The following is a 13,230-nucleotide window of genomic DNA, read 5'->3' as shown; positions in this document are numbered from 1 at the left end:
TCAACTGCGCTGCCAGGCAGACAGGCGCCGCTCCACACGTCGCAGCGAACAGTCCAGGGTGAAACCGATCACCCCGGTGATCACCACGCCGACCATCACCACATCGATGCGCAGCATCTGGCGCCCCATTTCGATCATCTGCCCCAGGCCGCTGTCGGCGGCGAGCAGTTCGCAGGCCACCAGCACCACCCAGGCGCGGGTCAGCGCCACGCGTACGCCGGTGACGATGGCCGGTACGGCGGCGGGCAGGGCGATGCGTGCGACCAGGGTCGGCCAACCCAGGCGATAGACCGCCGCCACCTCGAAATGGCTGCGCGGGATGGCACGGATACCGTCGCCGGTGGCCAGGGCCACGGGGAAGAACGCGGTCTTGGCGACGATGACGATCTTGAAGGTCTCGTCGATACCGAACAGCAACACGAACATCGGGATCAAGGCGATGCTGGGGACCTGGCGCAGGGTATGGAACAGCGGTGCGCAATAGGCCTCGACAGTTTTCGACAGGGCCATGGCCGTGCCCAGGGCCAGGCCCGACAGAGCGCCGAAGGCAAAGCCAAGCCCCAGCCGCGAGAGGCTGCCGGCCAGGTGCTCCTGAAGCTCGCCGGTGCCCAGCAGCTCCTGGAAGCTGCGCCAGACCTCCAGCGGCGATACCAGCAGGTTGGCCGGAAACAGCCCGGCAGCGGCCACCGAGGCCCACAACGCGAGCAGGGCCAGGGGCGAGATCAACCAGGAGAGAGGAACGAGCAGGGCGCGCATGGAAGGCCTTGAGTGATCGGTGATACGGGGATATCGCAAGACCTGTGCCAGTGTGCCGAGCCCCGTGTTTTCGGGGCTCGGCCATGGGCGCTGATGATGGCGCAGCAGTACGCTGCTGCTGGGGCAGCAGTCGATCAGCAGTGGGGCGCGCGCCGAGTCAGAAGTCGTAACTCAGGCTGGTGTAGTAGAACGCCCCCTGTGCGCCCTCGGGGCTGGTGATCGAATACTTCGGCACACCATACAGCTGCGCGCCTTCGAGCTTGTCCGGGTGGCTGTCGAACAGATTGATCGCACCGACCGACAGGGTCAGCCCCAGGTCAAGGCGGTACGACACGTCCAGGTCGGTCACCCACTGCGGGCTGAACGTCTGGTCCAGCGTCGGGTTGCTGGCGTTCAGGCTCTTCCATTCACCATAGCGACGCTGGGCCAGGGTGATGCTCCAGCCGTCGTACAGCCAGTTGGCGCTCAGGGTCAGCTTGTCCTTGGGCGTGCCGTCTTCGATCAGGCCCTGGGTGTTGCGACCGATGATCTGGTTGCCGGGAATGCCGCCGACACTGTCCAGGCCGGTGATGCGGGTGTTATTGCGCGCATAGCCACCGTTGAGGTTGACCCGGCCCCAGGCACCCAGGTCCAGGTCGTAGTGCCCGGCCAGCTCGATGCCATCGGTGCGGGTGTCGGCGATGTTGCTGTAGAACGCAGCGCTCTGGATATTGGCGTAGGGCGTACCGGCGAAGATCGGCGAGACCACCGACGCCGGCAACTGGTCCGACAGGGTGATGCGGTTGTCGATGTCGATGCGGTAGGCATCGAGGGTCAGCGAGGCGTTGGGCAGCGGGCGCCAGACCAGCCCCACGGAGAAGTTGGTCGACTCCTCGGGCTTGAGCGCCTTGCCCCCGAGCAGCTGTGCCTCGGGGCTGTCGGCACGCAGGGTGCGTTGCTGCACCTCGACCCAGTTGCCGCTGCCAGGCGGCTGTTCGACGACTTGTACGCTGAACGACGAAAGCCCGCTCTGCACCAGGGACGGTGCTCGATAACCGGTGCTGGCGCTGGCCCGCGCGGCGATCTGCGGCGAGAAGTCATAGCGTAGCGACAGCTTGCCGTTGGTGGTGTCACCGAAGTCCGAATAATGCTCGCTGCGCACGGCCAGTCCGGCCTGGAATTTCTCGGTGATCTGCCCTTCGAGGTCGAAGTAGGCGCCGATCACCCGACGATCCAGCGAAGCGGCATCGACCTGGGTGATCCCCGAGTAGTAGCCCGGCAGGCGGCGGCCGGTGATCGGGTCGAGGGTATTGAACAGCGGGCCGTTGGACCAGCCGGCGGCGTCGCCAGCGGTTAGCTCGTAGTTCTCCTTGCGCCAGGCCAGGCCTGCAGAGACCGTCAGCGGCTTGAACAGCAGGTCCGTGGCGAAATCGCGGGTCCAGTCCAGGGTCAGGTTGGTCTGGTCGGCTTCACGTCGGCCGGTATAGATGGTCGACGGGCTGGCCGCGCCCCAGCTGGGGTTGATGGCGTCGCGGTCGGTGGAGTCGAGGCGGTTGTTGCCGTAGTTCAAGGCCAGGTCGAAGTTGCCCAGGGTGGCGTCTTCGAAGCGCAGGCCACCGGTGGCCGCGTAGTCCTCCAGGCCGTAGCGAGTGATCGGCAGGCGACCATCGGGGTAGCGGGCCAGGGCTGTGCTGCCGTAGTTGTTGCGCAGGGTGGTGGGCGGGTCGAAGAAGCCCTCGGCATCGGTGTTCTTGTGCGCGTAGCTGGCAAAACCGTAGGCCGTCAGCCCGGCGCCGAGGCCGGTCTCGGCGTTGGCCGTGAAATTGTACTGATCGGACACATTGCCTGAGCCCCAACGCCAGTTACGGTAGCGGTTGTTCTGCTCGCGCGGGGTGTTGATGCTGGTGTCGCCGGGGTAGAAGATCCGGTTGTCATCGCGGGTGTCGCTGGCCGGGTCCTGGCTGCCTGCATCGAAGGCCAGGGTGAGGAAACCATCGTTGGGCAGGGCGAAGCCTTTCCAGCCGCTGAGCTTGCGCTGCAGGCCGTCGCCCTTGTCGTAACCGCCGAAGCGATAGCCGATGTTGCCGCCGTCGTCGCGTTCCTTGAGCACGATGTTGATCACCCCGGCGATGGCGTCCGAGCCGTACTGGGCGGCGGCGCCATCGCGCAGGATCTCGACCCGCTCGATAGCGCTCAGCGGGATCAGGCTCAGGTCCACGGCGGCGGCGCCACGGCCATTGACCAGGCCCTGGCGGGTGACGTTGGCGCTGGTATGGCGGCGTTTGCCGTTGACCAGCACCAGCACCTGGTCGGAGGCCAGCCCGCGCAGCGAGGCGCCTTGGGCGATGGAGCCGGCGAAGGCACCCTGTGGCGATTGCGGGAAGCTGAACGACGGCGACAACGCGGTCAGCGCGCCAGACAGGTCGCTGGCGCCGGTCTCGCGCAGTTTCTCGCCGCTGAGCACGTCCACCGGGGCGGCGCTTTGCAGGGCGGTCACATCGCTTCTATGGGTGCCGACCACGACCACGGTGTCGAGTCGGTCGTTGGGTTCGGCAGCGAAAGCGGGCACGGCGAAGCCGGCGATGGCCACGGCGATGGCGCGTGCCAAGGGAGTGTGGTGGGGCATCTGGGGTTCCTGCTAGAAGTGTGTGTTGGTTGTGCTGACCCTATCGCTTGTGGGAGCGGGCTTGCCCGCGATAGGGCCCGCAAGAGCGACCTAGAACCGGCTGGTGACACTAAGCCCCACGGTGCGCGGATCGCCGTAGGTGATCACGTACTGCCCGGCGGTGCCGTTGGGCCGGCCGTGTACCTGGTAGCGGCGGTCGGTGAGGTTGTTGACGAAGCCGGTGACGCTGAGCTTGTCGTCGGCGCTGAACCAGCTCAGGCGCGCGTTGGCCAGGGTGTAGTGGGGCTGGCTGAGGGTTTCGTCGGCGCCGCTGCTCTGGCGGTCGGCCAGGAAATATTCCTTGTCGCGAAAGCTCACGTCGCCGCCGGCCACCACGCGCCCTGGCACATCCAGGGGCAGGGTGTAGTCGGCGCCCAGCGAGACCACGTTGCGTGGCGAACGCACGAAGCTGTTGCCGCTGTAGTCGGCGGTCACCGCGCCGGTGGCGGGGTTGACGTTCTTGAAGTCGGTGTACTCGGTGTCCAGGAACGACAGCGCTGCGCGCAGGTGCAGGCGTTCGGTGGGCTGGCCCTCGATCTCCAGCTCCGCTCCCTTGACCTTGCCCTTGGCGCCGTTGGTCAAGGCGGTGGTCAGCACGCCGTTGTTGACCGTCAGCAGGTTCACCTGGATATCCGAGTAGTCGTAGTAAAAGACGTTGGCGTTGACCGTCAGGCGCCGGTCGAACCACTCGGATTTCAGGCCCAGCTCGTAGGCGTCGAGCTCTTCCGGATCCACCGTGGTCAACTGCGCCAGGCTGGTGGACAGCCCGGTGTTGAAGCCACCAGAACGGAAGCCATGGGCATAGCGGAAGAACACTCGCAGGTTGTCGTTGATGCGGTACTCGGGCGTGAGGTCGTAGGTCCAGGCCTCCCAGGTCTTGTCCTGCTGGCGATTGCCATTGCTGCCAGCGCCGGCGATGGGGATCAGCGGGCCATTGGCGGTGGCGCGGGTCAGTTGCACCAGGTCCAGGTCGATATCCTTTTTCTCCTGGGTCCAGCGCAGGCCACCGGTCAGGCTGAAGGCATCGGTGAAGTCATAGGTGACGTTGCCGAACAGCGCATAGCTGTCGGTGCGGTGGTCGAAGTCCTGGTTGCGATAGGCGGTGCTGCCGACCTGGTTGGAGCCGGTGCCGTTGGGCGTCGGGCCAGGCGCGACGATACGCTGGGCCGAGCTGTCGAGGTTCTCGTGGAAATAATGCGCGCCGGCCAGCCAGTGCAGGGGGCGGTCCTGCGGCGAGGCCAGGCGCAGCTCCTGCGACCACTGGCGATAGGCGTTGTCGGTGATCGAGGCGCCGTTGACTTCATAGGGGGTGTAGTCGGCGTCGGTGGTGGAGCGGTTGCGGATGTAGTCGTAGGCGCTGATCGAGGTCAGGGTGTAGTCGCCCAGGTACCAGTTGAAGGTCAGCGAGGCGCCATCGTGGTCGAGGCGATAGTCCTCGTTGACGTTGAGCGAAATGTCGCGGCCATTGGGGCGCTGGTAGCCGACGTTGTAGTAACGGCCAACTGGCAGCGAGCCGTTGCTGCCATCGCCCTTGAACTGGCGACTGTGCAGCTTCAGCAGGGCATCCAGATCGGGGTTGAGCTGGGCGAGGAACTGCAGGCGGATGGCCTTCTTGTTCACGTCGCCATAGGTATTGCCATCGAAGTCGTTCTTCTGGAAGCCGTCGCGCTCCTCGGAATACAGCGACACCCGGCCGGCGAGCTTTTCATCCACCAGGGTGCCGCCCAGTGCACCGTTGAGGATGCGCTCGTTCTTGCTGCCGAAACCGACGGTGCCGTAGCCGTCGGTGTCGAAGGTCGGCTTCTTGGAAATGACGTTCACGGCGCCGGCCGTGGTGTTCTTGCCGTACAGCGTGCCCTGTGGCCCGCGCAGGATCTCGATGCGTTCCAGGTCGAACAGCGGCCCGCCGCCAGCAATGGGCGCGTTGAGGTAGACGTCGTCGGCATAGATGCCCACCGGGTAGACCGTCGCCGCACCGGTGTCGCCGGTGCCCAGGCCACGGATGTACCAGCGTGGGCGGCCGTCGCCATCGGGGTTCTTGGCCGAGGCGTTGGGCACGAAGGTGGTGATGTCGCCCATCGAGCGAACGCCGTCGGCGGTGAGCTGGGTGCCCTTGATCGCCGAGACCGCGACGGGCACTTCCTGCAGCGTCTGTTCGCGGTGCTGGGCAGTGACGGTGACGGTTTCGAGGGCGGGTTCGGTTTTCTTTTCTTCGCTGGTTTCGGTGGCGGCGTAGGCCTGGTTGCCGGCACCGGCCAGCAGCAGGGCCAGGCCTATCTGGCGGGCCAGAGGGTTGAGCTGGTGCATGTGGTTCTCCCCGTGTTTCAAGTGTTGTTGGGGAGGGGTAGAGCAGGGACTGTGCCAGTATCTGCAAGTGATTGTTTTATATTGATTTTCTTTGATTTAAAGAAGGCTTTTCGGCGCGGTTGCGGGCGGGGCAGCAAGGGGCTGTTTGCGGGGTGCTGCTGGGGCAGCAATGGGGCGGGGGGATGTTGCTTGGGCAGCAGGTCGGCGTGGCCCTTGTAGGAGCGGGCTTGTCCCGCGAACACGGGCGTAGCCCGTGCCAGGCAGCGCGGTGTCTTTTTCGCGGGCAAGCCCGCTCCCACGGGGTGTAGTGCTGAGGGCCGTTACGCCCTATGTGGACCTACGCTCAGACCGCCAGCCGCGACGTCGAGCCGATCACCTTCTCCAGCACACTGAAATCGATCCACTCGCGCACGTCGAAGCGCCGCGGGATGAACCCCCAGCGGTGGAGGAATTCGGTGAAGTCCTGCAGCGCCTCGATCGAGCGATTGTCCAGGGTGGTGCGCAATCGCCGGTGGGCATCCTCGCCATAGGCGGCTGCCACCCAGTACTCGCTGGTGTTCAGCTCACGGGCCAGAAAACGCCGGGTCTCCTCGGGGTTGGCCCAGGCCCATTGCTCGGTGCGCAGCACGGTATCGACCAAGGTCACGCTGGCGTCGAAATGCTCGTGCAGCAAGTGCGTATCGACCGTCAGGGTCCGCGCCGTGCCGTTGTTGCTGCGAATCAGCGGATCGGGATGGCTGCCAGTATCGACCACCACGCGCAGGCCGAACTCGTGGGCCAGGCTGACCGCGTGCGCACCCTTGAGGAAGATGGCGTCGATATCGCCGCGCAGCAGGCCGATCAGTTCGTTGTTGCGCCGACTGAAGCGGCTGGTGCCCAGGCTGACGGCGGAGCCGTGCAGGTGGTGCTTGGGGTCGTCGCTGTAGGTGCCGCCGTAGGGATAGTCGACCAGCTCGACATCGGCCACCGACAGGCCTTCGAGCTTGAGCGCGTTTTCCAGGCCGCGCAGGGCCTGGGCGCGGGTGAAGTCGATCTGCACGTTGGCCCATTTCGGCAGGCCGAAGCGGCGATTCTTCAGGTCGCGGATCGTGCGCACGCTGCTTTCTTCAGTGGTGAGAATCAGCTGGACCTCGTCGATCCACGACAGCCCCAACACCCGGGTCTGGACGCCGCTGGCATAGGCCCAGATCGCCGGGATGCTACCGCCGTGGCGCACCGAGTTCTGCAGGTGATGGTCGTAGTGGGCTTCGCGCACCTCCCGTTCGCTGGACTCGCGCAGTGATTGGATATTGGTGCCGAACGGTTGAAACGCCTGGGCCAGGCGTCCGGACTGCACGGCGATACCGAGCCCGGTGGGCACCGGGCTGTGGGTGTACCAGAGGGTTTCCAGTGGCTTGCTCATAGGGCGACGGAGGTCCTTTCCATGGCAGGGGTGTTGGCCAGCAGCGCGTCCAGTGGGCCGCGGTCGATCCAGTCGCTGACCGTGAAACTGGCGGGGATGAAGCGCCAGCGCTTGAGGAAATGGACGAAGTCCTGCAGGGCGGCGAGGGCCTGCTCGTCCAGGGCTGTGCGCAGGCGCAGGTGGGCATCGTTGCCGTAGGCGACGCTGACCCAGTACTCGCTGCTGTTGGTTTCGCGGGCCAGGTAGCGGCGGGTTTCGTCAGGGTGTCGCTGGGCCCAGTCTTCGGCGCGCAACACGGCGGCAAGGATCGTGCGGGCGACCTGCGGATGCTGGGCGAGCAGGTGGCTGTCCACCGCCAGGGTGCGCGGGGTGCCGTTGTTGCTGCGCACCAGCGGGTCGGGATGGGCACCGGTGTCGATCACCGTGTGCAGGCCAAAGGCATGGGCCAACTGCACGGCGCTGGCACCCTTGAGGAAGATCGCGTCGACCTCGCCACGCAGCAGCCCGGCCAACTCCAGATTGCGTCCGGCCGTCTGGGTGGTGGAGACCGGCGTGCCGGCCACGTTACGCACCGGGCGGTCGCTGAAGGTGCCGTCGTAGCGGTAGTTGACCAACTGCACGTCCCCCACCTGCAGGCCCTCGAGGCGCAAGGCGTTTTCCAGCCCGCGCAGGGCCTGGGCGCGGGTGAAGTCGATCTGTGCCGCGGCCCAGTCGGGCAGGCCGAAGCGCCGCCCGGCAAGGTCCTTGACCGTGCGGATGCCACTGCCCGGAAGGCTCAGGATCAACTGCGCCTCGTCTGCCCACGACAGGCCGATCACGCGGGTTTCGCGGCCTTGGGCGCGGGCCCAGATCGCCGGGATGCTGCCGCCATGGCGCACCGAGTTGCGCAGGCTGTGGTCGAAGTGCGATTCGCGCACGGCCTGGTCGTCGGCTTCGCGCAGCGACTGGACCTGGGTGCCGAGGGCAGACAGGTCGGCCTGCAGCCAGCCTTGCTGGACGGCGATGCCAAGCCCGGTGGGAACCGGACAGCGGGTGTACCAGAGGGTGTCGAGGGGATGGCTCATGGTGAGGTCTCTGCAAGGATTCAGGCGCGGGCCTTGAAAGGGGTGGCAGCCGGTTGCTGCACCAGCGGCAGCACTTCCTGGCCGATGCGCAGCGCTTCTTCAAGATGCGGGTTGGCGGCCAGGATGAAGGTGGAGAAACCGGCATCGCGGTATTCGGCCAGGCGTTCTGCAATGTTCTGGTGGCTGCCGACCAGGCCTACGGTCGGGCCGGGCTTGGCCTTGGCGAAACCGGCCCAGAGGTTGCGGGCCAGGATCAACTCGTCGAAGCCTTCCAGGTGCTGGTGATAAGCGGCCTGGCGTGCGCCGCCGACAGAATCGGAGCCGGTGATGAAGCGTTTCGCCGTGCTGCTGGCGTTGCCCTCCAGGCGCTCGAACTGCTGGCGCAGCTCGCGCCAGGCCTGGTCTTCGGTCTCGCGGGCGAACAGGTCGACACGCAGGCCGAAGCGCACACTGCGCCCTTGCTTGTCGGCCAGTTCGCGAACCCGCTCAAGGTGCGGCTTGAGCTTGTCGATCGGCTCGGCCCAGTTCAGGTACACGTCGGCGTGACGCGCGGCGACCTCCAGTGCCGCGTCGGAGAACCCGGAGAAATACACCCCCGGCTTGCGCTCGTGCTGCGGGCCCGGCGGCAGGCTGCCGTGCTCCAGGCGGTAGATGTCACCCTGGTAGGAGAAGCTGTCGTTGCTCCACAGGCCCTGGATCACGTCGAGGAATTCGCCGGTGCGCTTGTAGCGCAGGTCGTGTTCGAGGAAGTCGCCATTGGCGCGTTGGCTGGCGGGATTGCCGCCGGTGATGATGTTCCAGTCCAGCCGCCCACCGCTGAGGTTCTGCAGGATCGCAGCCTGTTGCGCAGCGTACGCGGGCAGGGTCCAGGTGGCCTGGAAGGCGATCAGGAAACGAATGCGTCGGGTCTCGCGCGCCAATGCCGCCGCCGCGATCCACGGCTCCGGCCCCGTGGGCAGCAGCGCCCCTTCGAAACCGGCCAGTTCGGCGGCCTTGGCCACCTGGGCGATATAGTCGATATAGCTGAAACCGTCGGCCTCGCCACTGGGCAGGCGTCCAGGCGCGATGTTGCCGGGGCGGTGCCGGGGGGCGCCACGGTTGTGGCGGTCGGTGGACAACTGCGGGCCGTCGGTGCCCAGCGGCAGGCGCCAGAAGAATTCGGTGGACATGGGGGCTCCTGTGAGCAATGAGCGAATGGATTCAGGGGTGCAACGGCTGTGCCATTGCCGCGGCGCACCCCGTGGGGCGCGGGCTCGGGCGATGCGAGGAGAGCGGGGTGCGTCTGTGGCAACACCCCGCCAGCAATGGTTGCTGGGGGAGCAGCAGGGCGCTGCGGTGCGCCGTTGCCATCCCCCGAGGCCCTGCACGTGCGACTTCAGGGTTGCGAGGTTGTTTCGAGCGCTGCGGCGCTGCGCATGTAGGCGTTATGCAGCGCTGTATAAGCACCATCCAGGGCTAGCAACTGGCCGTGCGATCCGTGCTCCACAACCCGTCCATGGCGCACCACGGCAATCCGGTCGGCATCGCGGATGGTTGCGAGGCGGTGGGCGATGACGATCGCCGTACGCCCTTCGCACAGGCGTCGTAGCGCCCGCTGGATGCGCCGCTCGGTATGTACATCCACCGCTGAAGTGGCTTCGTCCAGCACCAGTACTGCTGGGTCCGCCAGGTAGGCCCGCACCAGGCACACCAGTTGGCGCTGGCCATGGCTCAGGTGCGAGCCCAGTGCGCCGACTTCGGTGTGGTATTGCTGCGCCAGGCGCTCCAGCACCTCGTCAGCGCCCAGCTCGCGCGCCGCAGCAATCAGCTGGGCGTCATCAGCCTGCGGTGCGGCCAGGCGCAGGTTGTCGAGAATGCTGCCGCTGAACAGTACGTTGTCCTGCAGCACCACCCCGACATTGCGCCGCAGCTCGTGCTGCGACAGGTGGCGCAGGTCGATGCCGTCCAGCTTCACCGCGCCAGCGTGCACGTCGTAGAAGCGCGTCAGCAATTGCACCAGGGTGCTCTTGCCATGTCCGGAGGGGCCGACGATGGCCAGCACCTGGCCTGCGGGCACATGCAGGTCCAGGCGGTCGATCACCGGCCTTGTGGCCTGGGGGTGATAGGCGAATTCGACCTGCTCGAAATCCACTTGCCCGCGCGCCCGGCCCAGCGGTCGAGGGCGGTCCGGGTCGAGCAGTTGCGGACGGGTGTCGAGCAGCAGAAAGATTCGCTGGGCCGAGGCGGAGCCTGTGGCGTAGCGTTCGAACAGGTCCGACAGCTCCTGCAGCGGGCCGAGGAACAGGAACACATAGAACAGGCTCTCGGCCACCTGGCCGACGCTGACCGTGCCTTGCGCCAGGCCATGGGCGCCGACCAGCAACAGCACGGCCATGCCGGCGGTGCTGAGCAGCGCGGTGAAGGGGGCGAACCAGCCCGCGCGCAAACTCCCGCGGATCAGCGCCTGGTTGAAGTCCTCCAACAGGCGCCGGTAACGCTGTGCATTGGCCGTTTCCTGGCCGCACTGCTGGATCAGCCGCACGCCGTTGACGCTCTCGACCAGGTGCGCCGTGAAGCGGCTGCGCTGCTCGGCAACCTTTGCCCAGTTGCGCTGGGAGATGCGCTTGAAGCGCCAGGTCGCCAGCACCAGCAGCGGCACCGTACCTGCCAGGCTGAAGAAGAAGCTTGGCTCGATGCGCCACAGCATCACCGAGGCCAGGCCGCAGCGCAGCAGGGCGCCGAGCAGCTCCGGCGGACCTTGTACCAGCAACGGTTCCAGGGCATCCACGTCACGGTCGGCGCGAGAGATGATGCGCCCGGCGCGGGTCTGGTCGAAGTAGCTCACCGACAGTGCCTGGACATGGCTGAACACCTTCACCCGCAGATCGTTCAGCACGCGGATCGCCGCGGAGCCTGCGATGAACTGCGACACCCCCGCGAGCAGGAAACGCACCAGCCAGCTGGCCGCCAGGGCCAGGCCCAGCCACAGCACCAGGCGTTCGTCCAGCAGCCAGTGGTCGCCGTCGTGGATCAGCCCACGGTCGAGCAGCTCGCGCACGAACCAGGGCCGCAGAAACACGGTGAACACCAGCAGCAGCTCGATACCGATCACGGTCAGGATCGCGCTACGGATCGGCTGCATCAGCGGCAGCAGGCGGTGCAGCATGCCGCGGTCCAGGGCCTGGCGGGCGAGGGTCTGTTCGATCTCGAGGTCGCTCGGGGTCTTGCGTGGCTCAGTCATGCTCGATCCCCAGCAGGTCGCGGTAATGGGCGTTGTGCGCGCTGAGTTCGGCGTGGCTGCCGCTGGCGGCGATACGGCCGTTGTCCAGCACCAGCACGCGGTCGGCGAGCAGCAGGGTGGAGAGGCGGCTGGTGATCAGCAGCAGGGTGGGGGCGTGGCCCTGATCGCCGCGCAGGCGGCGGATGTTGTCCAAGACCCGCCGCTCGGCGTGGGCGTCGAGGGCGCTGGTGGCGTCGTCCAGGCAGAGGATGTCCGGGGTGCCGAGCAGCGAGCGGGCCAGGCACAGGCGCTGGCGCTGGCCGCCGGAGAGCGTTACACCACGGTCGCCCAGCGGTGTATCCAGGCCATGGGGCAGACGCTCCAGGATGTCCTCTGCCGCAGCCAGTCGCAGGCCCTCGCGCAGTTGCTGGTCGCTGGCGTAGGGGGCTGCCAGTCGCAGGTTGGCCGCCAGGCTGTCGGAGAACAGGAAGCTTTCCTGGGGCAGCACCTGCACGCGACGACGCAGTTCTGCCAGGTCCAACCCACGCACATCCTGCCAGCCGTGTTGCTCGGAGCCGATCAGCACGGCACCGCCCTGAACATCGGCCAGGCGTGGCAACAGGCTGGCCAGCAGGCTTTTGCCGGTGCCGGTGGCGCCCACCAGCGCGACCACTTCGCCGGGCTGCAGGGTGAGCGAGCAGTCGTGCAGGATGTCACGTCCGCCGTTCGGCGCGCCGACCCGTACCTTCTCGAACTTCAGGCCCAACGGCCCTCGGGGCAAGGCCTGAGGGCTGCTGCTGATCGCTGGCGGTTCGTCGAGCAGTTGCCAGATGCGCTCGGCGCTGGCACGGGCGTCGGCGAAAGTCTGCATGACCCGGCCGATGCCCTCGATGCGAAATACCAAAGTCGTGGCCAGCAGCAGCGAGGTCACCAGCTCGCCGATTCCCAGTCGCCCGTTCGCCACCAGGTGAGCGCCATGGACCAACACCCAGGCGTGCCCCAGCGCCACCACCGCCTGCGGCAGGGGAATGCGCGAGGCGGCGTAGGCGAGGGCGGCACGGGCATGCCCGGAGAACACTGCCACCTGCGCGGCAAAGCGTTCGATGCGTGTCTGTTCCAGGCCGAAGGCCTTGATCACCCGCACGCCGCCGATGCCTTCGGCGAGGTCCTGGCTGACCTGGTCATAGGCGGCACCTACGGCGCGGTCGAGGGTGACCAGGCGCTCGGTCTGTACCACGAACAACCACAGGCCGACACCGGTCAGCAGCAGCGGTACCAGGCCCAGCAGCGGGTCGTACCAGGCCAGCAGGCCGACCACCGCCAGCACCACCAGGGGTGTTTCGACGATCTGCCGCCAGAAGGTGATCAGCGCATCGCGGACCTTGTCGGCATCGCGGGTGGTACGGGTCACCAGTTCGCCCATGCCGTGCTGCCAGTGGTAGCCCAGGTGCAGGGCCTGTACCTGTTCGAGGATACGTTCGCGCAGGCGCGTGAGCAGCGCCTGGCTGAGCACCAGCGACAGTACGGCAGCCGCGTACTGCAGCAGGCCACGGCCGAGGGCGATGGCCAGCAAGAGCCACAGCCAGTACCAGGCGACACTGGCGTCGAGGCTGCCGTCGGCCTGGCGAACCACGGCGTGACCGGCGCTGACGTCGTTGACGGCATGGCCGATCAGCCATTGCTGCCATACCAGGCCGAGGTTGCCGGCGATGTAGAGCGAGGCGACCAGAAGAAAGCGCCAGGGCATCTCGCGGTAGATGGCCAGGGCGCGCAGCAGAGGGTGGGGCATACAGATGTCCGAAGGGAGTGGATGTGCCGGCCACGGCACGGGCTTGCCCCGCGACGTGGCCGCTGCGGA

At 66.8% G+C, this 13,230-nt stretch carries 8 protein-coding genes; all 8 read right to left on the bottom strand.

The window, feature by feature from the left end:
• A complete protein-coding gene (locus tag ACMGGG_RS13040) occupies nucleotides 1-756 on the bottom strand; it encodes an ABC transporter permease (protein WP_063545209.1) in 756 nt (251 codons plus the stop codon).
• A gap of 157 nt (nucleotides 757-913) precedes the next feature.
• Nucleotides 914-3,361, bottom strand: a complete 2,448-nt coding sequence (locus ACMGGG_RS13035) for a TonB-dependent receptor plug domain-containing protein (RefSeq protein WP_063545208.1) — start codon at nucleotides 3,359-3,361, stop codon at nucleotides 914-916.
• Between the two features lie 90 nt (nucleotides 3,362-3,451).
• Nucleotides 3,452-5,707, bottom strand: a complete 2,256-nt coding sequence (locus ACMGGG_RS13030; protein ID WP_063545207.1) for a TonB-dependent receptor — start codon at nucleotides 5,705-5,707, stop codon at nucleotides 3,452-3,454.
• 343 nt (nucleotides 5,708-6,050) lie between these two features.
• Nucleotides 6,051-7,109, bottom strand: a complete 1,059-nt coding sequence (locus ACMGGG_RS13025) for an ABC transporter substrate-binding protein (RefSeq protein WP_063545206.1) — start codon at nucleotides 7,107-7,109, stop codon at nucleotides 6,051-6,053.
• The gene (locus ACMGGG_RS13020; RefSeq protein WP_063545205.1) at nucleotides 7,106-8,173 is read right to left on the bottom strand and encodes an ABC transporter substrate-binding protein; all 1,068 of its coding nucleotides are present in this window, start codon (nucleotides 8,171-8,173) and stop codon (nucleotides 7,106-7,108) included. Before ACMGGG_RS13020 ends, ACMGGG_RS13025 begins: the two co-directional genes overlap by 4 nt.
• 20 nt (nucleotides 8,174-8,193) lie before the next feature.
• On the bottom strand, nucleotides 8,194-9,342 hold the full coding sequence (locus tag ACMGGG_RS13015; RefSeq protein WP_414155624.1) for an LLM class flavin-dependent oxidoreductase: 1,149 nt from the start codon (nucleotides 9,340-9,342) through the stop codon (nucleotides 8,194-8,196).
• A gap of 206 nt (nucleotides 9,343-9,548) precedes the next feature.
• Complete coding sequence (locus tag ACMGGG_RS13010) at nucleotides 9,549-11,393, bottom strand: ABC transporter ATP-binding protein (RefSeq protein ID WP_063545204.1); 1,845 nt, start codon at nucleotides 11,391-11,393, stop codon at nucleotides 9,549-9,551.
• The gene (locus tag ACMGGG_RS13005) at nucleotides 11,386-13,161 is read right to left on the bottom strand and encodes an ABC transporter ATP-binding protein (RefSeq protein WP_414155623.1); all 1,776 of its coding nucleotides are present in this window, start codon (nucleotides 13,159-13,161) and stop codon (nucleotides 11,386-11,388) included. Before ACMGGG_RS13005 ends, ACMGGG_RS13010 begins: the two co-directional genes overlap by 8 nt.
• Nucleotides 13,162-13,230: the final 69 nt, after the last annotated feature.

The organism is Pseudomonas sp. BNK-44-b, assembly GCF_047456245.1.
GTDB lineage: Bacteria > Pseudomonadota > Gammaproteobacteria > Pseudomonadales > Pseudomonadaceae > Aquipseudomonas > Aquipseudomonas machongensis.
This window is presented reverse-complemented; position numbering and strand designations above follow the sequence as displayed.